At 38.7% G+C, this 21,185-nt stretch carries 18 protein-coding genes; 8 read left to right on the top strand and 10 right to left on the bottom strand.

The annotated features are described in order from the left end of the window. Positions 1–9 precede the first annotated feature (9 nt). From cydB to R5R67_RS04715, 6 genes are all read right to left on the bottom strand, one after another. On the bottom strand, positions 10–1,155 hold the full coding sequence (cydB, locus tag R5R67_RS04740; RefSeq protein ID WP_000575153.1) for a cytochrome d ubiquinol oxidase subunit II: 1,146 nt from the start codon (positions 1,153–1,155) through the stop codon (positions 10–12). Continuing rightward, on the bottom strand, positions 1,152–2,738 hold the full coding sequence (locus tag R5R67_RS04735) for a cytochrome ubiquinol oxidase subunit I (protein WP_000622647.1): 1,587 nt from the start codon (positions 2,736–2,738) through the stop codon (positions 1,152–1,154). The genes cydB and R5R67_RS04735 overlap by 4 nt, the downstream gene beginning before the upstream one ends. Further along, positions 2,738–2,932 (bottom strand): cytochrome oxidase putative small subunit CydP, encoded by a 195-nt coding sequence (gene cydP / locus R5R67_RS04730; protein WP_024438766.1) that lies wholly within the window; start codon positions 2,930–2,932, stop codon positions 2,738–2,740. The genes R5R67_RS04735 and cydP overlap by 1 nt, the downstream gene beginning before the upstream one ends. Before the next feature lie 385 nt (positions 2,933–3,317). Beyond that, positions 3,318–3,926, bottom strand: a complete 609-nt coding sequence (locus R5R67_RS04725; RefSeq protein ID WP_000753036.1) for an OB-fold-containig protein — start codon at positions 3,924–3,926, stop codon at positions 3,318–3,320. A 25-nt stretch (positions 3,927–3,951) separates the two neighbouring features. Next, on the bottom strand, positions 3,952–4,260 hold the full coding sequence (locus tag R5R67_RS04720; protein ID WP_000134203.1) for a Rieske (2Fe-2S) protein: 309 nt from the start codon (positions 4,258–4,260) through the stop codon (positions 3,952–3,954). Between the two features lie 16 nt (positions 4,261–4,276). After that, on the bottom strand, positions 4,277–5,281 hold the full coding sequence (locus R5R67_RS04715; RefSeq protein ID WP_000246667.1) for an adenosine kinase: 1,005 nt from the start codon (positions 5,279–5,281) through the stop codon (positions 4,277–4,279). 237 nt (positions 5,282–5,518) lie between these two features. Here R5R67_RS04715 and R5R67_RS04710 point away from each other — a divergent pair, with 237 nt between their 5' ends. The 3 genes from R5R67_RS04710 to R5R67_RS04700 all read left to right on the top strand — a co-directional run bounded on the left by R5R67_RS04710 (position 5,519) and on the right by R5R67_RS04700 (position 11,978). After that, positions 5,519–7,615, top strand: coding sequence for a TonB-dependent receptor (locus R5R67_RS04710; protein WP_000831237.1), 2,097 nt, complete (start codon positions 5,519–5,521; stop codon positions 7,613–7,615). A gap of 251 nt (positions 7,616–7,866) precedes the next feature. Further along, entirely contained in the window at positions 7,867–10,806 is a 2,940-nt protein-coding gene (locus tag R5R67_RS04705) for an insulinase family protein (RefSeq protein ID WP_000215285.1), read from the top strand. A gap of 20 nt (positions 10,807–10,826) precedes the next feature. Next, positions 10,827–11,978: a phospholipase A gene (locus tag R5R67_RS04700; protein WP_000885661.1), complete on the top strand. Its 1,152-nt coding sequence runs from the start codon at positions 10,827–10,829 to the stop codon at positions 11,976–11,978. 41 nt (positions 11,979–12,019) lie between these two features. Here the strand turns inward: R5R67_RS04700 and R5R67_RS04695 are convergent, their stop codons facing one another. From R5R67_RS04695 to ilvA, 3 genes are all read right to left on the bottom strand, one after another. Then, on the bottom strand, positions 12,020–13,357 hold the full coding sequence (locus R5R67_RS04695) for a TrkH family potassium uptake protein (RefSeq protein ID WP_000053917.1): 1,338 nt from the start codon (positions 13,355–13,357) through the stop codon (positions 12,020–12,022). An 18-nt stretch (positions 13,358–13,375) separates the two neighbouring features. Further along, positions 13,376–14,026: a potassium channel family protein gene (locus R5R67_RS04690; RefSeq protein ID WP_001983728.1), complete on the bottom strand. Its 651-nt coding sequence runs from the start codon at positions 14,024–14,026 to the stop codon at positions 13,376–13,378. A gap of 144 nt (positions 14,027–14,170) precedes the next feature. Beyond that, positions 14,171–15,718 carry a threonine ammonia-lyase, biosynthetic gene (gene ilvA / locus R5R67_RS04685; protein ID WP_001983729.1) on the bottom strand — a complete coding sequence of 516 codons (1,548 nt, stop codon included), beginning with the start codon at positions 15,716–15,718 and terminating at the stop codon, positions 14,171–14,173. Positions 15,719–15,819: 101 nt separating this feature from the next. Between ilvA and rpiA the strand changes: the two genes are divergently transcribed. Both rpiA and R5R67_RS04675 read left to right on the top strand, forming a co-directional pair. Beyond that, on the top strand, positions 15,820–16,491 hold the full coding sequence (gene rpiA, locus R5R67_RS04680) for a ribose-5-phosphate isomerase RpiA (RefSeq protein ID WP_000061059.1): 672 nt from the start codon (positions 15,820–15,822) through the stop codon (positions 16,489–16,491). Beyond that, complete coding sequence (locus R5R67_RS04675; protein WP_000110131.1) at positions 16,491–17,171, top strand: SprT family zinc-dependent metalloprotease; 681 nt, start codon at positions 16,491–16,493, stop codon at positions 17,169–17,171. The genes rpiA and R5R67_RS04675 overlap by 1 nt, the downstream gene beginning before the upstream one ends. Here R5R67_RS04675 and R5R67_RS04670 read toward each other — a convergent pair. Then, on the bottom strand, positions 17,168–18,688 hold the full coding sequence (locus R5R67_RS04670) for a hypothetical protein (RefSeq protein WP_000886876.1): 1,521 nt from the start codon (positions 18,686–18,688) through the stop codon (positions 17,168–17,170). The two genes, R5R67_RS04675 and R5R67_RS04670, sit on opposite strands and share 4 nt — an antisense overlap. 182 nt (positions 18,689–18,870) lie before the next feature. On the opposite strand from R5R67_RS04670, the gene argC reads away from it, so the two are divergent. The 3 genes from argC (at position 18,871) to clpS (ending at position 21,183) form a co-directional block, all read left to right on the top strand. Further along, positions 18,871–19,926, top strand: a complete 1,056-nt coding sequence (gene argC / locus R5R67_RS04665) for an N-acetyl-gamma-glutamyl-phosphate reductase (RefSeq protein WP_000558172.1) — start codon at positions 18,871–18,873, stop codon at positions 19,924–19,926. A 75-nt stretch (positions 19,927–20,001) separates the two neighbouring features. After that, complete coding sequence (locus R5R67_RS04660; RefSeq protein WP_085940527.1) at positions 20,002–20,760, top strand: DUF6776 family protein; 759 nt, start codon at positions 20,002–20,004, stop codon at positions 20,758–20,760. 9 nt (positions 20,761–20,769) lie between these two features. After that, a complete protein-coding gene (clpS, locus tag R5R67_RS04655) occupies positions 20,770–21,183 on the top strand; it encodes an ATP-dependent Clp protease adapter ClpS (RefSeq protein WP_001260033.1) in 414 nt (137 codons plus the stop codon). Positions 21,184–21,185 lie beyond the last annotated feature (2 nt).

The following is a 21,185-nucleotide window of genomic DNA, read 5'->3' as shown; positions in this document are numbered from 1 at the left end:
TTCTCCTTATTAGTACAGGCTATGCGAGTTTGACTCGACATGTTTATTAGTAATAACGCCCCACATTTTGTAATATGACCAACTGGTGTAGATCAAAATGATCGGAACGAATATGCATGCAGCAACAGTCATAACCCCTAAAGTACGATGACTTGATACGGCATCCCACATTGTTAAGCTAGAGTTTGGATTAACACTCGATGGCAATAAAAATGGGAAGAGTGCAAAACCGGCAGTTAAAATCGCACCTACAATCATTAAGCTTGTGCCAGCAAAACTTAAACCCGCTTTGGCTTTTGATGCTGTAAAGAAGGCAATAATTGCCCCTAAAATTGCCAGTACAGGAGCTACTTTTGTAATCGGATAGCTGCTGTAGTTATTCATCCAGCCTGGGTTGTTGTTTGTGACTACTTCTTTGGCTAAAGGGTTAAGTGCTGCGTTTGGATCAACTGCAGCAGCATAGCTATAACCAGGGACTTGACCGAAGTACAACCATGCCCCAATTACAAGGAAACAAACTAAAAATATGGCTGCCATAATTTGAGTTGCTTTAGCAGAGCGTTGTTTCAAGGCACCGTCTGTGCGTAGCATAAGCCAAGCGCCGCCATGAGCACACAACATAGAAAGGCTGACAATACCGCAAATTAAAGCAAATGGGTTAAGAAGAGCAAAGAAGCTACCTGAATATTCCGAGCGTAATGTACTGTCTAAACTAAAAGGAATACCTAAGAATAAATTACCAAAGGCAACACCAAAAACAAGCGCTGGTACGGCACCACCAATACAAAGTCCCCAGTCCCAAGAGTTGCGCCATTGGGTATTTTCAAGTTTAGAACGATAGTCAAAACCTACAGGACGTAAGAACAGGGCAAATAGCACAAGTAATAAGGCCCAATACATTCCGGAAAATGCGACCGAGTATACCATTGGCCAAGCTGCAAATAGCGCGCCACCAGCAGTGATAAACCAGACCTGATTACCATCCCAGTGGGGTGCGATCGTATTAATAGCAGCACGGCGTTCGTTATCAGTTTTACCAACAAAAGGCATGAGTGCCATTGAGCCCATATCAAAACCATCGGTTAGGGCAAATCCAATGAGTAGGACTCCAACTAACACCCACCATATGATTTTTAGGAGTTCATATTCAATCATGATAAAGCCTCCCCATTAACAGCTGCTTTTGGCTCTTGTTTTTCAAAATGGTATTTACCAGTGTGAAGTGAGCTTGGACCTAAGCGAGCAAACTTAATCATTAAGTACATTTCAATAATCAAAAGTACGGTATAGAACGCTGCTAGCGCGAGAATTGAGCCCCACACATCACCTGTACTTAAACTTGAAGCTGATAAGTGCGTAGGTAAAATTTCACCAATAGACCACGGCTGACGGCCGCCCTCTGCTACATACCAACCGGTTTGTGCAGCAATCCATGGAAGTGGTAGGGCAAATAATGCATATTTAAGTAGCCAAGGTTTATTCTCAGCATTTCTTTTCGCTACTGCCCAAGTTGCTAAAATGAAAAGAAGTAGCATTAAGAAGCCAGAAGCAACCATTGCACGGAAAGAGAAAAACAGAGCTGTAACATTCGGAATAGTATCTTTTACCGCTGCTTGAATGTGCTGCTCGCTTGCATCGACTACATTCGGAGCATATTTCTTAAGAAGTAGACCATAGCCTAAGTCTTTTTGATTTTTCTCAAATGAAGCTAATAACTCTGGTGAGCGATCACCAGCACGTAATTTTTCAAGCTCAGCATAAGCAAGCATACCGTTACGAATACGAACTTCGTGCTGTTGCATTAAGTCTTTCAAACCAGTGACTTCTTTGGTAGTTGAACGAGTGGCGATGAGGCCTAATGCGTATGGAATTTTAACTGCATAATCTGTTCGCATTTCTTCATGGTTTGGTACACCAAACAAAGTAAACGGAGCAGGAGCAGGATGAGTATCCCATTCGGCTTCAATTGCAGCGAGTTTAGTTTTTTGAACATCACCTAGTTCATAACCCGACTCGTCACCGAGTAAAATTACAGAAAGTGTAGAAGCAAGGCCAAAAATGGCAGCAATTGCAAATGAACGACGTGCGAAAGGAAGGTCACGTTTTTTGAGTAGATAGTAACTTGAAATGGCGAGTACGAAAATCGCACCTGTTACATATCCGGCGGAAACAGTATGTACAAATTTAACCTGTGCAACCGGGTTGAAAATAAGTGCACCGAAATCAACAAGCTCCATACGCATGGTTTCGAAGTTAAATGCTGCACCTACAGGGTTTTGCATCCAGCCATTCGCAACTAAAATCCAGAGCGCTGACATGTTAGAACCTAGGGCAACTAACCAAGTTACTCCTAGATGTTGAACTTTACTTAAGCGGTCCCATCCAAAAAAGAATAGACCGATAAATGTAGACTCAAGGAAGAATGCCATTAAGCCTTCAATTGCTAATGGCGCACCGAAAATATCACCTACATAATGAGAGTAATATGCCCAGTTTGTTCCGAACTGGAACTCCATGGTTAAGCCTGTAGTTACGCCTAAGGCAAAGTTAATACCAAATAGTTTTCCCCAAAACTTAGTCATATCCTTGTAAATCTCTTTACCAGATATAACGTAAGTGGTTTCCATAATAGCCAGAATAAACGCAAGGCCTAGGGTCAAAGGTACGAAAAGAAAGTGATACATTGCGGTCATGGCAAATTGGAACCGCGAAAGATCAACCACGCTTTCAGAAATCATCAACGTGTCTCCTTAATGTGGGAAGAGTTATCGCCTGCAATATGCTCGGCGACCTGATTGTCAAAATTTTTGGGGATAGTGGGAGCGTCAAACCAAATATGTTTGATTGTTAAGAGAAGCGCGACTTTAATTATTAGAATAATTGCGATTTCTCTAATTAATCGGGAGTTAAAATCTAGATTTTTAAGGCTCATAAAATAAACCTCGATACATATTAATTTCATTATTAATCAAAATATATTAAAAATAAACAATAAATATATTTTAAATAAAAACTTAATTATTTTTTTAATAAAAATCATATGTTTAATAATTTAAATAATTATTAATGAAATATCTGACTAAAATGGTTTGAATTAATTATTAAATCCAACTAAAACACTTGTAAATAAATATATTAAGTTGATTAAAATAGTTTGATTTATATTTAATTCTGATCAAAAAGGTTGGGTATAATAAAATATTTGTTTTATTTCTAACTAAAATGGTTGGTTTATTATTTAATTAAAATAACAGTAAAATAAAGGCAATAATTAAACCTTTTAAAAAGCAATTAAAGACGAGAAGAATTATTAATAATTAATCAGGCGCGAAAAGGTCATTCGAAACAGAAATTTTCTTGGCAACATAATGGCTTTTATGCACTTTGATAAGAATGACTTGTGAATATAGTTCTAACTCACCATACTCAGGTTCAACCTGGACATAGTGCAGTTGTCCAAACTCATCACGTACACGAGCTTGTGCTGAAAAACCAGGTCTTGCACTACCACTGGAAATAGTTGCTAGACGCCCTAAAAGGTTATAGTTGGTATGTGTAAGCTTGGGTTTAATGACTTGATCAAGGCAGTGAATCATAAATACGGTAAAGAAAATCGCGATGACCAGTGCAGGGATGATTAAGTAAAACGGCGTGATAAAGTAATGCTGTATAGCAAAGAAAGAAAGCTGTAAAAAATAACCGGCAAAACTGAAATTGATGAGTAAAAAAACAAAAATTAGAGCTTTAGAAAATTTAACATTGAGCAAAGGGGAATTGGTAAGCCAAACTGGCGCAATTTTTTTTAATAGCTGGCTTGGTCGTAAACCAACATACATACCAATAGTTTCTACCACGCTGAGCAATATCAAAGCCACCACACTTAAATGAAATGGCATAAGATAATAATTAAAAAAGAAATCAGCCATGGTAGAAACTCTAATGTTGATGATCTCAGTCTACGATATAAATACCGCCATCTGAATGCACCTTAATCTCAACTTTATTTAGAAACTCACCTAAACAAGGACCTGAAATACATTCACCAGTCTCCACGTTAAATAAAGCACCGTGGGTTGAGCATTGGATATATTCTTGGTCTTGATCTAGAAATTGGTTTTCTAGATATTCAAGTTCGGTTTGCAAATGTGGGCATAAATTCTGATAGGCGTAGAAAGAGCCATCACGCTGTGTAATGAAAATAGTAGTTCCTTGTAAAGTGTCAAAAGCTCTAGCTTCACGCTCAGGAACTTCTTCCGTCATACAGATCCTTTCCATTTCAAGCACATTCCTTCTGAAAATTTACGAGAAGTTTAGCATAGTCATTAATGGCTAAACGAGGACCAAATTGAGACACAACTTCACTTGAAATTAAGATGGCTAACTGTGCAGCAGCAGTTAAATCTTCATGATGGTTTAATGCGTAGAGGAAGGCACCTGCAAAGGCATCACCCGCACCATTTGTATCTACAGCTTCAACATGACGGCCTGCGACGTGAAAATGGTGAGTTGGATTTGCAACTAGAGCACCTTTTGCGCTTTGTGTAATCACAACAGTATGGTTTTTAAAACGTAATTGAGTAAGTGCATCTTCAACAGTAGTGGTATTGGTATACATTAAGGCTTCTTGTTCATTACAGAACAATAAATCCACACCATCATCCATAAGCTCTTCTAGGCCTTCACGAGCGTATTGAACCATTGCAGGATCTGATAAAGATAGGGCAATTTTAACGCCGTGAGCTTTTGCAATTTCTCTAGCTTGTTTTACCGCTTTACGTGCTGTTTCACTTGTAGAAAGATAGCCTTCAATATAAAGCCATTTTGCTGTTTTTAATGGTTCAAAATCGATTTGGTCTTGAGAGAGCTCAGCGGTAATACCTAAATAGGTATGCATAGTACGCTCAGAATCTGGGCTAATCAGGACCATACAGGTACCGGTCACACCTTCACTGATGGACTTTGGTGTAGTCTGGATGCCTGCATCATTAAGCCCTTGCAGGTAAATTCCACCTAATTCATCATGACCAACGCGGCAACCATAAAATGCGCTACCACCTAATGCACTAAATGCCACAGTTGTATTTGCAGCAGAACCGCCACTTGCTTGACCTTTGTAATCTTGAGTTTGTTTTAATTTTTCATAAAGGGCAGATTGTGTTTCACCGTCAGACAACTGCATGGTGCCTTTTTGTAAGCCTTGTTGACTAAGAAAATCATCAGACACTTTAAATTCTTGGTCGATTAATGCATTACCAATTGCAAAAAGATCTACAGTTGCCATATGTGTTGTCACAGAATAAAAAATCAGATCGATAAGTTTACACCATTGCTCACATTTGCTGTAGTTTGTTGAATAAAATTCAGGTTATTCAGCGGCTAGCAGAGTTTTATTTTTTGCCTAAGCAATTGAAATAATCTTTTTAATAAATATTATCAATTAATAATGATTCTTGCTAATATTTACAAATCTATACTTTTTCATTGAAACTTCGCCTGAAATTTTTCGTAGCGAACTTATATGAAGCGTTCAGTTTTATTTATTTCATCAGTTGGGGTTATGACAAGCCATGTATATGCTCTGGAAGCAGATCAACAGGCAGTAACCAACCTTCCAACAATTTCAGTTAAAGCTGATAAGGAAATCAGTTTAAAACAAGAAGTGGGGCAAGCATCAAGTGCAACTAAAGGACTTATGCAATTAAAAGATGTCCCTCAAATTGTAAACGTTGTACCCAAACAAGTTTTAAGAGAACAGACAGTTACCTCTATGCAAGGTGCCTTGCAAAACGTGGCAGGTTTAAGCTTTAGTGTAGGAGATGGACAACGTGATCAGGTCATGATTCGTGGTTTCTCTGCAATCACCGATAACTATGTAGATGGTATTCGCGATGACGCATTGTATTTTCGCGATATGTCGAATGTAGAGCGGATCGAAGTTTTAAAAGGACCTGCTTCGGTATTATATGGACGTGGTTCAGCAGGTGGTTTAGTTAACAAGATTAATAAAAAACCAATGGATCAATCTTTGCGTGAAGTGAGCCTGATTGGTAGTACAACAGGACAACGCCGCGCAGAAGTCGATGTAAATGAAAAAGTCGCAGAGAATGTTAAAGTTCGCTTAACTGGTGCAGTTGAAGACTCAGATGGTTACCGTGATCAGGCTTTTTTAAAACGTCAAGCGGTTGCTCCATCTGTACAGTGGGATATTACTGATAAAACCAAACTTTTACTTCAGGCTGACTATTTACATGATAACCGTTTGGCAGATCAAGGTTTCCCGACAGACCCGATTACAGGTAAACCTGTTAAAACAAATCCTAAAACTTTTTATGGCGCTTTAAATGGTAAAGAGGTTGGGGATGTTGACACTGAAATCTCAAGCCAAACTATCAGCTTAGACCATGAGTTTAATGATAATTTTAAATATCATGGCGCAGTTCGCCACTATAACTACTCACTTGATCGTCAATATAGTGTAGATTCACATCCAGCTGCTGATAAGTCAAAAATTACTTTAACCCAGAATAAACGCTTACGTAATGAAGATGGTGTGTATGTTCAACAAGAGTTGAGCGCTTTATTTAATACAGGGTTTTTAAAGCACAATATCTTAATTGGTGCTGAATATAGCAAGCAGCATAAAGATGAGATACTTTGGCAAGGTGCTAAAACAACCACTGATTTATATAACCCTAAATTAGAGTATTGGGCACCTATTAATACAGGAACTACAACTGCACGTAATAACAATAGCAATACTTTTGAAAACTACGGCGTGTATCTACAAGACCTAATGACAGTGACAGATCAGCTTAAAGTTTTAGTAGGTTTACGTTATGACAATCTATCGCAAGATCGTGATGATAAAACGAGTACGAATTTAGATTTAAACCGTACTGACAATACTTATTCTCCACGAATTGGAGTGGTCTACCAGCCAGTAAATAATATCTCACTTTACACTTCTTATAACCGCTCTTTCCAACCTTTGGCTGATTCATTTGTTTTTTATAAAAATAGTGATGACTTAAGGCCCACAAAAACTGAAAACTATGAAATTGGTGCAAAGTGGGATGTAAATGATCAGTTGAATGTAACCTTGGCTTTGTTTGAGATGAGCCAAACTAATATTCAAAACCAAGATCCAGCAAACCCAAATCAAGCATTGTTGGCAGGTGAGCAAAAAACCAAAGGTGTTGAGCTTTCATTAACAGGTCAATTGACCGATCAATTGTCAGTATTGGCAGGTTATTCGTATATGGATGGTAAGATTGAAAAATCGACTATCGGATTTACAGGCAATCATTCTGCGCTCACGCCAAACAATACTGCTAACTTATGGTTAAAATATCAAATTAATGATCATTGGTATGCAGCTGTGGGTGGTCGTGGTGAATCATCACGTTTTAGTGCGCCAGACAACAAAAACGTTTTACCGGGATATGCAGTTGTAAATGCGGCGTTAGGTTATCAAAGTGAACGTTATGATGTGAACTTAAACTTAAATAACTTGTTTGATCGCGATTATTTTGTGTCAGGTCATAGTGGAGCAAATGATTCGAACATGATGGGCGACCCTTTAAATGCTCAAGTTGCACTTCGCTATCGTTTTTAATTAAAAAAACTCTAAAAAGCTCATCATTTCGATGAGCTTTTTTATTTGTCGTGTAGGATATAGATAGTATTAAAAGGTTTTGTTCTGATAGGATACAACGATGCGGGCTATGTGCTTGATATTAAAGCTATGGCTATGAAAACTAATACTTAACAAAAACATAGTGTTTTGCTTGGCTTTTATTCGCCATTCTCAAGCCGACTCAGGCTATAATGAGACTTATTCACTTATCCGATATGTTAGGAGATCACATGACTGTAGATGTCACTGAAACCATTTCTCAAACTGTTCACCCTGCGTTTCAGTTGCTACGTCAGCACCATGTTGAAGCATTAGATATTTTAGTGTCTGAATATAAGCATAAAGTCACAGGTGCGGTGCATTATCACTTGGCAACTGATTATGATGAAAATGTATTTCTTGTTGCGTTCAGAACACAACCTATGGACTCTAAAGGAACTGCACATATTTTAGAGCATACCGCTTTATGTGGCTCTGAAAAGTTTCCTGTTCGTGATCCATTCTTCTTAATGATTCGCCGTTCATTAAATACTTTTATGAACGCGTTTACAGCAGCAGATTGGACTGCATATCCATTTGCAACTCAAAATAAGAAAGATTTCCAAAACTTATTATCTGTTTATCTTGATGCTGCTTTCTCGGCAAATTTGAATCCTCTGGATTTTGCTCAGGAAGGTATCCGTATTGAACTTGAAAATGGTCAGCCTGTATATAAAGGCGTAGTCTTCAATGAAATGAAAGGTGCAATGAGTGCGCCGTCTGATCAGCTTTATCATCAGCTGGCTCATCATCTATTCCCTGAAACCACTTATCACTACAACTCAGGCGGCGATCCAAAAGACATTCCTGACTTAACGTATGAACAGTTAGTTGAATTTTATAAAACCCATTATCATCCGAGTAATGCGGTATTTATGACTTTTGGTAACCAAACCGCCTATGAATTACAAGAGCAATTTGAAAAACTGGCTCTACATAAGTTCACTGCTGGTACAACTTTATATTCGAAACCAGAAAAACGCTTAACGGCACCTGTTGAAGTCACTGAAACTTATGCTGTTGATGGCGATGAGTTAAAGGACAAAACTTACCATGTATTGTCGTGGTTATTACCTCAGGCAAGTGACATTAAACTTCGTCTGGGTATGCGATTAGTAGAAGGCGTTTTACTCGAAAACTCAGCTTCACCACTTCGTCATTATTTAGAAACTTGTGGCTATGCTCAGTCGACTGGTCCTTTAATGGGTGTAGATGATAGTAACTTTGAAATGACGTTCTATTGTGGTGTTCAAGGTTCAAATCCAGAGCATGCAGAGAGCTTTAGAGATGGCGTTTTAAACGTTTTACGTGAAGTAGCTGCAAAACCAATTGACTCATCGTTAGTTGATGCAATTTTGCATCAAATCGAGTTACACCAACGTGAAATTAATGGTGATGGTACACCATATGGCTTAAGCTTAATTTTAAATGGGTTAAGTGGTGTGATTCACCATAACGATCCGATTCAAATTTGGGATGTTGATAGTGCCATTGCTCAGGTCAAAGAAGAACTCCAAGACCCAATGTGGTTATCTAACCTGATTCAAACGCATTTATTAGATAATCCGCACCGCGTGCAAATGACTTTAGTACCGGATGCAACCAAGTCAGCGAAAGAGCAAGAAGCTGAAAAAGCACGTTTAGCTGCAATTGGTGAAAAGCTAACTGAAGAAGATAAAGCAGAGATCATCGCTAAAACCAAGGCATTGCAAGAACGTCAAGATACACCAGATAATCTTGAACTGTTGCCAAAAGTAGGTCTAGAAGACGTACCGGCTGACTTGCATATTGTACAAGGTCAATTGCGTGAAATTATCTGTAATCGAATGGATACGCCGTTGAATTTGTATCATGCCGGAACCAATGGTATTTACTATCAACAAGTCCTCATTCAGATTCCTGATGATGTGGTGAAATCACCTTACTTCAATTTGCTCTCTATTTTAATGGGTGAAGTTGGTGCAGGTGAGTACGACTATCTTGAACTCCAGAACTTACAAACAGCTGTAAGTGGTGGTTTAGGAATGGGCGCTTCTTTACGCAGTAAGGTTGATGATAAAGACAAAATTAGTGCTTGGTTAACTTTAACAACTAAATCTTTAACTCAGAAGTTCGATGCGATTCATTTATTAAAATTAGCATTTGAACAACTTCGTTTTGATGAAAAAGAGCGAATCATTGAGTTATTGCAGCAACGTAAGACACGCTGGCAGTCTCGTTTATCTGGTGCTGGTCATAGTTATGCAATGCAGATTGCTTCTCGTAACATGAGTGCATTAGCTCAACGCGACTATCAAAACACAGGTTTAGGTGCGTTGAACTGGTTAGGCGAGCTTGTTACTAAAATTACCCAAGATGATGCTGCTTATGATGCGCTTATTACTGAATTGAAGCATATTCACACAAAATTATTGCAAGCACCTAAACAGTTCCTGCTCGTATGTGAAGAGCATCAGTCAGAGCGTTTAGTTGAAGAAATACAAAATGTTTGGGATAAATTAAACGTTGATACAGCAGCGGCTGAGTTAACCCAAGTTGAGCAAGAAAATGATAATGAACATGAAGCTTGGTTAATTCAAACCAATATTCAGTTCTGTGCCTCTGCATATCAAGCTGTGGAAGTATCTCATCCAGATGCGGCACCTCTAATGGTATTGGCAGCTTACTTGCGTAATGGTTTCTTGCACAGTGCTATCCGTGAAAAAGGTGGTGCTTATGGTGGTGGTGCTAGTTATGATGGAAATGCATGTTCATTCCGTTTCTTTAGTTACCGTGACCCACGCTTAGCTGAGACTTTTAAAGATTTTGAAGCGAGCGTGCAATGGTTGTTAAACACAGAGCAACAACCTCATCAGCTTGAAGAAGCAATTCTTGGTCTGGTGGCAAGTATGGACAAACCTGGTTCACCAGCAGGTGAAGCAATAACAGCGTGTTATGCATTGTTGCATGCAAGAACTCCGACTTTCCGTCGCACATTACGTGAAAGATTATTGCATGTCACTTTAGAAGATTTACAACGTGTTGCGCGTCAATATTTAATTGAACAAACACCTGTAAAAGCTGTCGTTGCACCTTTTGCAAAACGTGATGAATTGCAACAACTGGGCTTTACGATCAAACAAGTTAATTAAAATAAAAATTGGAGATGAACATGGCGTTCAGACAATTTGAACGCACATCTTTACAGCTAAGTATGGGAACCCTGCTTAGCTGTTTATGTGCGTCGGTGGCATATGCCGACACCTTAGCCCCTGTAAAACCTGCGAGTGTAGATGCATGTGTTGCTCTTGCTTCGAATGCTGATCGCCTAGCTTGTTACGACTCTGTGTTTAAACCATCGGCTTTACCGGTTGTTCAAGCCGCAGTAGTACCAGAGCCTGTTAAAAAAATTGATAAACCTGTTGTTCAACCTGAAACATTTAAAGACAAGGTTGTAGATAAGGTAAGTAATATCAAAGTAATTGGTAAGGCACCTATACTTGAACCTACTACGTCTTTACTAGATCAACGTTGGGAGTTGTCTGAAAAAAGTAAACTGGGTGTTTGGAATATTCGTGCTTATCAACCTGTTTATTTGCTACCAGTTTTCTGGACGAGCGATAAAAATGAGCTACCTACTAGTCCAAACCCTAATAATGTAGAACATACAGCCCAGAATCTTAAATCAACTGAAAGTAAATTTCAGATTTCTTTGAAAACGAAAGCTTGGGAAAATATTTTTGGTAACAATGGTGACTTGTGGGTAGGTTATACTCAATCTTCACGTTGGCAGACCTTTAATGCTGAAGAGTCTCGACCATTCCGTGAAACGAACTATGAGCCAGAAGCAAGTTTAATGTTTAGAACAAACTATGAGTTGCTTGGCTTAGATGGTCGTTTGCTTGGGGTAACTTTAAATCACCAATCAAATGGACGTTCAGATCCTTTATCTCGTAGCTGGAACCGTGTCATCTTTAATGTGGGTTTAGAACGCGGTAACTTTGCTTTAATGCTTCGTCCATGGATACGCATTGAAGAAGACAGCAAAGATGATAACAATCCAGATATTGAAGATTATGTGGGGCGTGGTGATTTAACTGCTTTTTATAAGTGGAAGCAAAATGACTTCTCATTAATGCTACGTCACTCTTTAAAAGGTGGTGATGATTCTCATGGTGCTGTTCAGTTTGACTGGGCTTTCCCGATTAGTGGCAAGCTGCGCGGACACTTCCAATTATTTAATGGTTATGGTGAAAGCTTAATTGACTATAACCATCGTGCAACTTATGCCGGCTTGGGTGTTTCACTCATGAACTGGTACTAACTTTGACCTATAAAAATGCCGCTTTTACAGCGGCTTTTTTATTAACCAATTTGAATATTGGCTTGAGGGTGTTTGAGACGGCTTTTTTTAGGAGTAGCAATTAAATAGGCGAGTGTTAAGGGGCCTAAACGGCCTGCAAACATAAGTAGGCTTAAAATAAATAAACTACCATTGTGTAAATCTGGCGTGATACCGCGAGAAAGGCCTACCGTACAGGCTGCTGAAACCACTTCAAATAATAAGTTCATAAAGTCTGCTTTAGGTTCTAAAAGTAAAAGAATAAAGAACCCGATAAATATGAGAATACTGGTAATTGCGGTGACAGCTAACGCTTTATAAGTAGTTTCGTGAGAAACGGAGTGATTGAAAACCCTGATTTCATCGGTACGTCTTAAAAAGGAAAGTACACTTAAAACTAATATGACAAAGGTGCCGACTTTTATACCTCCAGCAGTACTGAGTGAACCTCCACCGATGAACATGAGTAGCATCATAAGTAAAGAACTACTGTTGGTCATTGCTCCAGTATCAATAGTATTGAATCCTGAAGAACGTGGAACAGTCGCTTGAAACCATGCATTTAAAGCTTGATCACCTACATTGAGCAGACCTAAGGTATGAGGATTTTGTGCTTCCAAAACCCAAATTAATACAAACGCAACCAAATTAATAATCGCAATAGTTGTTAGGATGAGTTTGCTATTTGGGCTGAGTTTTTTCCATTTTTTATTTTGTTTGATATCCATGAGGACTAAAAAACCCAGTCCACCTAATGTATAGAGCAAACTAATCGTAATACATATAAGGTAGTTGCTTTGGAAGTTAACTAAACTGTTGCTAAATAGTGAAAAACCTGCGTTGTTAAATGATGAGATGCTATAGAAAACTGCATAATACAGTCCTCGAGCAAAGCCATAAATCGGTGTAAATGCGGTAGTTAAGATCACTGTTCCAATCAGTTCAAAAAGAAGTGTGTAAGTAACAACACCTTTTGCCACAAAAGTAACCTTTGAAAGACTAGTCTGCCCAAGGCTATCTTGAGCCATCATTTGCTGTTTAAGACCAACTTTAGGAGATAAGCTTAATGCTGCCAAAATGGCAAAAGTCATGAAGCCTAAACCACCTGACTGAATCAATAATAAAATAATGACCTGTCCGAAAAGTGTAAAAGATTCATGAATATTTAAAACGGATAGACCTGTAATAGTGACTGCCGAGGTCGCCGTAAATAGAGCATCCATCCAACTAACATGTCCGTTATTGGCAATAGGAAGTTTAAGCAATAATGTGCCAAAGACAATAAAGCCCAGAAAGCCCAGTGCTAACAGAGAAGGTGGGCTTAAATTTAGTGTTTTATGCGGTTTAGGCTTAAGAGACATATTTTTTGGTTCGTTTTCTTATATGAAACAATTTGAGAGTTTTTTTAGCTGCTGTAAATGACCTTCTAAAATAAGAATATCATGCGTTTGTAAAGTAAAAGTCTCTTCGGTTTCAAATAAAATCTGCTGTTGTCTTTTTACAAGAAGCGTTTTTACTTGAGGGGCTTGCTGCATAATTCCGTACAAATTAATGCCGTTTAACTTCTCTGGAATATCAATTTTTACAATATAGTGCTCATCATCTAAAGACATGTAACGGCTCACCATTGGGTAGTTTAGTGCTTGAGCAACACGTACCCCCATGTCTTCTTCAGGATGAATGATTTTATTGATATTTAGATGAGATAAGATCGTATGATGTGCTTTGGTTTTTGCTTTTACCCAAATTTTATCAATGCCCAGATTTTTTAAATTCAGCACACATAAAATACTGGCTTCAATATCTTCACCAATTGCTACAACCACTGCATCACAATTTTGAATGTTTAATTCATCCAATACATGTTCATCTGTAGCATCAGCAATGACAGCATGAGTTAAAACATCGGCAAGATTCTCAACATTCTTTTTGACTGTATCAATACCAATAACATCATGGTTTAATCTCGTAAGTTCCTGAGCAACAGTTGCCCCAAAACTTCCCAAGCCGATGACCGCGAACTGTGCCATAGTTGTCCTTTTATACTTAGTTAGGGCTTTATTTTTAATGATATTTTCTTTGAGATAAAGAGAAGCAATGTAAATATAAAAAATAATAAGCTTAAATGATAAAAAAGCCGACATATTTGCCAGCTTTTTTATCAAAATGAAAGGTTACTTCAAGAAACGTTTATAGCCCACATTGTCAGTAATTTCTGCATATGGATAGCTAATTTGCTCAAGAGTTTCAATTAAACCATCTGGGTTTTGTTTAGCATCTGTTGCTTGTAAGCCAACTAGTACACGACCTTCAGCAGCGCCGTGGTTACGATAATGGAATAGCGTAATATTGTGGGTTGGACCTAAACGAGTTAAGAAGGTGAGTAATGCACCCGGACGTTCCGGAAACTCAACACGGAACAATCTTTCGTCATCCAGATTGGCATGGCCACCAATCAAATAACGAATGTGCAATTTAGCAACTTCATCATCAGATAAATCATCTACAACATAATTTTGCTGTTTAAGTTGTTCTAAGATTTCATGACGTTCAGTGTCACCACCTTTTAAGCTAATACCCACAAATACTTGTGCTTCTTCTGTATTATTTGCACGGTAGTTAAACTCGGTAATGTTACGGCCCTGTAGAGCACGGCAGAAGCCTAAGAATGCGCCTTTTTCTTCAGAAAGAGTAACTGCATAAATGGCTTCACGTTGTTCACCCAATTCGGTGCGCTCTGCAATGTAACGTAAGCGGTCAAAGTTCATGTTGGCGCCGCAAACAATCGATACCATGTTTTTGCCGCTAATTTTATGCTCGGCAACATATTTTTTGATACCAGCTAGGGCCATCGCACCTGACGGTTCAACAATGCTGCGGTTTTCATCAAAAGTATCTTTAATTGCAGCACAGATCTCATCTGTATTTACGGTAACAATGTCTGGTTCAACAATTGGACCAGAGTTATCTGATTTGCGTAGACGAACGATATCAAAAGGTAAAGCACCAATTTGAGCAACTGCTGTACCATCAGCAAATAAGCCTACGTGGGGTAGGACTACACGTTCATTTGCTTCTAGCGCTGCTTTTAAACAAGCTGACTCTTCATATTCAACACCGATGACTTTGACATGCGGTGCAACATCACCTAAGTAAGCTGCTACACCAGCAATTAAGCCACCACCACCAACAGCAACAAAAACATATTCTACATCACGCCATTGGCGTAAAATTTCATTCGCAATTGTGCCTTGGCCCGCAATAACCAACTCGTCGTCATAAGGTGGAATAAAAACTAATCCTTCAGCTTCGGCACGTTGCTGAGCGTATTTGTTTGCAATATCAAAACTATCGCCATGCAATACAACTTGGCCACCCAAACGCTTCACTGCCTGAACTTTAATGTCAGGGGTAGTACTTGGCATAACAATAATTGCAGGAATACCTAAACGTTGACCAGACAACGCTACACCTTGCGCATGGTTGCCTGCAGATGCGCAAATGACGCCACGTTCAAGTTGTTCTTTCGGTAATTGGCTAATACGGTTATAGGCACCGCGTAATTTAAAAGAAAAAACTGGTTGTAAATCTTCACGCTTAAAACGAATTGTGTTGTTTAATTTTTGACTAATTCGTGGAGCTGCTTCGAGAGGTGTTTCAATTGCAACATCATAAACCGTTGCTTGTAAAATTTGTCGTACCACACGAGACAGCATGTTCATCTTCCCTATAACAGTTTAAAATAGGAAATTATTGTAGCAAACCCTTGTGCATTTGCGCCGTTTATTGGCGCATAAATGTCAAAAAATAGTTGAGTGATGTAATGAGCCTATATGCAACCCAAGATGAAAAGAAACAAGCTGCTGCGAAAGCTGCTTTAAAACACTTACCCAAAGGTGGCATTTTGGGGGTAGGAACTGGAAGTACTGTAAATTTCCTGATTGATTTATTGCCTGAACTACAATTAGAAGCAGCAGTAGCAAGTTCTCAAGCAACAGCAGATCGTCTTAAAAAATTAGGCATAGAAGTGGTTGATATGAACCATGTGGGTAGCCTTGATGCTTATGTTGATGGTGCAGATGAGATTGATCGTCACATGCATATGATTAAAGGCGGCGGCGCAGCATTAACTCGTGAAAAAATTGTAGCCTCAATTGCTAAAAAGTTTGTATGTATCGTTGATGATTCAAAATGGGTTGATCAACTTGGTCGTGATTTCCCATTACCAGTAGAAGTGATTCCAATGGCGCGTTCTGCTGTAGCTCGTAAATTGGTAAGCTTAGGGGGTGATCCGGTTTATCGTGAAGGTGTGGTAACAGATAACGGAAACGTTATTTTAGATGTATTTAATTTGAACATCTTAAATGCAATTGATTTGGAAAAGACAATTAATAATATTCCGGGGGTTGTGACTAACGGTATTTTTGCGTTAAATCCAGCAACGATTGCAATTGTTGCAACAAATGATGGTATTGAAGAGCGTACTGCACAGTAATGTCTGTGGAAATGCCAGAAATTAAAATTGTTCGTCACGTAAGGGCAAGAAAATTGCGCTTACGTGTTGAGCCTGCGTCTATACGACTTACTGTGCCGTTATTTTGTAGTAAGAAACAAATTCAGCAGTTTTTAGCTCAGTCTGAACAATGGTTAATCGAGACGTGGAATAAACAGCACCACGTTCAATCCACTTCGTTTGAAATTCCTTCAGAAATTTCTTTTTTTAATAGAGAACAGCCTTTTCAAATTGTTGTGCAGAAGCAATATCGCATTTTTCAATTTGATTGGGAAAATAGTTATTTATTTATTAAAGATCAACAACCCTATCAAGCTTTACAAAACGCTGTTATTGCTTATGCAAAACAAGAGTTGCCAGCACTTTTGTCAGAACTTAGCCAAAAAACTCGACTGAGTTATGCAGAGTGTACAATCCGGCGTCCTAAAACTCGTTGGGGAAGTTGCAGTAGTCAACATAATATTATGCTGCATGCAGGTCTGGTTCTTATGCCTGCTCAAATTACCCGTTATGTTTGCATTCATGAACTAGCACACACCAAACACTTCGACCATAGTCCTGCATTTTGGGCCGAAGTTGCAAAGTTCGACCCTAACTATATACAGCATCGCAGACAATTAAAAGGTAATCCATTGCCTGCATGGTGGTATGTTACAACTTAGCTAAAGCTACACTCTAATTGTGTTGTTTGTAAGACATCTGGTGCTTTGCGGCTATCAAGGCCTGCTTGAGCACTAACAATCTTGTTCGCTTTAATATGTAGCTGTATAAAATTATATTGCTGTGTTGAATTGTTAGGTTCGGATGAACTTGAGTTAAGTAAATAACTATAACTTGCAGCGTCGGTTTGCAGTAAGTTATCTGTACTATCTGCGCTTAAGGCAGAGCGATAGCTTTGAGAGCCTTTAATTAATTCAATTTGACCATTAGCACGGAAGTTAAGTTGGCAGCCTGTTGTACTGTCTTCATAGTGACCAACTAAATAGTCTGTAGCTGGTAGTTTTGGGTCAGAAATATTGATACTAGTTAAACCTTGTTTACACGGATAAGCCGAACCATTGCAGGTCGCTGTAATACCACTAAAGCCAACAGCACGTCGGTAATCTCCCGCACCATCTATACGGAAAAATTCAGATGTATTACCAGCAGGTATAATCCCCGAATATTGTTTCTTGTTCAGTAGATCATAACCTATTGGGTCTAAATGGGATTGATCTTGCAAATCTGCTAGTTTAAAGGTGGCTGCTCTTAGATTAGTGGCAAAATAATCACGTGTTACCTTTTGATTAGCTGCGATATCTAAAAGTGTGTTTTTTGCTGGATCAATATTATCAGGGGCTGAGGTGAAGATAGGGGTAAAAGATGTTTTGTCCCCAATAAGTTTTTTGCCGTCTAAATATCCATCTTTTAAATCTGTAGCGAGACTTTGGGTGAGATCTTGATAAGGTGAATTCGTATTATGGATGCTTGACCAATATTGAAGATAACCAAAGCTTAGATAACTATCCACATAAGTACTTGGCTTTGTGGTTGAGTATTTCAATAAATTTAAAATTGTAAGCGTACTTGCCGGACTTAAACTTGGAATATTGGTATCTTTAAACGCATTAAGAAGAGATCTGTAGACATCTTGAGAGGCTAAGTCAACATGTAATTGTTCAATACGGGTTGGGATAATTGTCTCATTAGGCAACTGACCTGAACGAATCACAGCACGTTGATAAATTGCTTCTGAACTTGGGCTGATCAATTGTGTTTTATTGCTTATCGAGCTTGGGGTAATAAAAGCGTGATAAACACCAGAAATATTTTGATATTCAGATTTGGTTGGATCAAATACTTGAGATGAGCCTTGGGTCGTGACTTCAACACGATAAAGACGATTTAGTTTTGTGCTTGGAAGTTTAATATCGTAACTCGTTAAACTGGCAACTTGGGTATCAATCAAAATACTATTGTCGGTATTATCATATACCTTGAGTTGAACATTGCGCATTTCGACAGGGGTTTTAAGCGTAATATCCGTCATGACTTCAGGAGTGGGTTCAGACGGTTTAGGCGTGTTAGATGAACCTCCGCTACTGCTACCACCACCACACCCAACAAGGGCTACACTTAAAATTAAAGTGGTGAGGCCGAGATAAGTGCACACTTTTATTTCTTTTGATTGATCAAGCATCCTAGCTCTCCAAAAATAAATTTGGTATTTATTTACTGATATTTGTTTGGTACTGACAGGCCGGCAAGTGCTATGTAATTATCGTTTAAAATAAAAAAATTAAAATTACCAAGCATGAAATGGTTTTGTAAGCCTAGACATCCTGTCATACTACCGCAAGTATAGATTCAAAATTTGAGGTAATGCACGTGATTTCTGTCGGAATTGTTGGTGGAACTGGTTATACAGGCGTTGAACTATTACGTATTTTATTACGACATCCAAAAGCGCAGGTTCGAGTTCTGACTTCACGTACAGAAGCGGGCAAACCAGTTGCTGATATGTTCCCAAACTTACGTGGGCATACAGATCTTCAATTTTCAGATTTAAACATTGATGCATTAAAAGAATGTGATGTTGTATTTTTTGCAACTCCTCATGGTGTTGCGATGCAACATGCGAAAGATTTGATTGCGGCAGGCACCAAAGTTATTGATTTAGCTGCTGACTTTCGTTTACAGAATCTTGAGCAATTTGAAAAGTGGTATGGTATGGAGCATGCTTGCCCAGATGTACTAAAAGATTCTGTTTATGGTTTAACCGAGTTAAATCGTGAAAAAATTAAGCAAGCTCAAGTCATTGGTAATCCGGGTTGTTACCCAACGACTGTTCAACTGGGCTTGGCTCCACTTTTAAAATCAGCACAAGCATTGATTGAAACAAAGAATATTATTATTGATGCAAAATCTGGTGTTTCTGGTGCTGGTCGTAAAGCAAGTTTGGGCATGATTTACAGTGAAAATGCGGATAACTTTAAAGCTTATGGTGTTGCAGGCCATCGCCACCATCCAGAGATTGTAGAGGCTTTGGAAAATATTGCAGCTAAGAAAGATGTTTTTGAGGGTCTTTTATTTGTTCCGCACCTAGTACCGATGATTCGCGGTATGTTAAGTACAATTTATGTAGACTTGACAGAAGCAGGTAAACAAACAGACTTGCAAGCTTTGTATGAAAACTTTTATGCAAATGAAAAATTTGTAGATGTCATGCCTGCAAATAGTTCACCTGAAACTCGCAGCGTGCGCGGAGCAAATGAATTACGTATTGCTTTGTATAAACCACAACCAAATAAACTCATTATTTTGGCGGCTCAAGATAACCTTGTAAAAGGTGCATCTGGCCAAGCTGTACAAAATATGAACCTTATGTTTGGCTTTAATGAAGATGAAGGCTTACAAGGGATTGGTTTATTACCATAAAAAACTCTTTTTTGCTTCACACACATTTAAATTTCGATTTAAATGTGTGTCTTGACTCTGATCTTAAACACTGAGATGACGATGCAAAACTCGGAACAGACGACTTCTGTAGAAAGTTCGTTGCAAAAGAAAAAATTTTTAAACACCAATAAACCATTATTTATTGGTGCCGCTATTTTAATGAGTGGTTGTTTTGCGCTCGGCTATACAATTGGGCACCGTCAAGGTTTAACTGTTGTTGGTTACGATGCAGATGCAGAGCAATTGGTTGAGGTAGTGCAAAAACAAAAAACAGCATTAGATGCAGTTAACAAAAGTTTGAATGCGGCTGTACAAGAGCGTGATGTTGCTGTTACAAATGCCAATGATTTGTTTGAAGCACTTAATCAAGCCAATGCTGATAAAACGCAGCAAGAAGGTATGAGTAACATCTACCGTGAAATTTTAAGACAACGTGGTGGTTTAAGCTTAACAATTCAAAATTTGGCGATTAAACCGTTACCGGAAAATGCTTATGAATATCAGCTTGATCTGGTACAAGTTAGCCCGAGTAAACGCCGTGCTGCTGGTTCAGTTGAAATAAGACTGATTAAAGATACAGAAGTTTTAGTGGTACCACTTGAAGATAAGAACTTTAACTTCACTGATTTTGAGCGTTTGACTGGCCGTTGGACGATGCCTAAGGGCTTCACACCTCAATTTATTGAAGTGCGTCTAACAGGCGGTTCTGATACACCGGTTATTAAACGTTTTAGTTGGCAGCGTGGTAAACCTGTCGAAACACCTTCTGCTTTTGTTGCAGAAATTCCTCAAGCTGAAGCAAATTCACAATAGTAACATCATATGCGAACAAATAAGCGTCAAACAAATTTAAAAGATATTAAGGCTTCTTTTCAGCAGTCTGGCTATGTCGATTGGCACTTCAATCCACGCTTAAGTGATTCGCAAAACGAAGATCATGACGGAGAGGTTGTTGTGCAAACAGCACCTCCCGAACTCAAGCGTCCTCCCTTATATGCAGTAGTATTATTGAATGACGATTACACGCCAATGGACTTTGTAATTGAAATTTTACAACAATACTTTGCAATGAATCTTGACCAAGCAACTCAAGTAATGCTAACAGTACACTATGAAGGTAAAGGTACTGCCGGGGTATATCCAAGAGACATCGCGGAAACCAAGGCAAACCTTGTTAATAATTACGCTCGATCGCAAGGTCATCCATTACTTTGCCAGATTGAGCCTAAAGCATAAGG

Origin of the sequence: Acinetobacter sp. OYA S30 (assembly GCF_033599315.1) — a bacterium.
Classification (GTDB): Bacteria; Pseudomonadota; Gammaproteobacteria; order Pseudomonadales; family Moraxellaceae; genus Acinetobacter; species Acinetobacter baumannii.
Note: the sequence above shows the minus strand (reverse complement) of the source record. Positions and strands in the feature narration are given on the sequence as shown.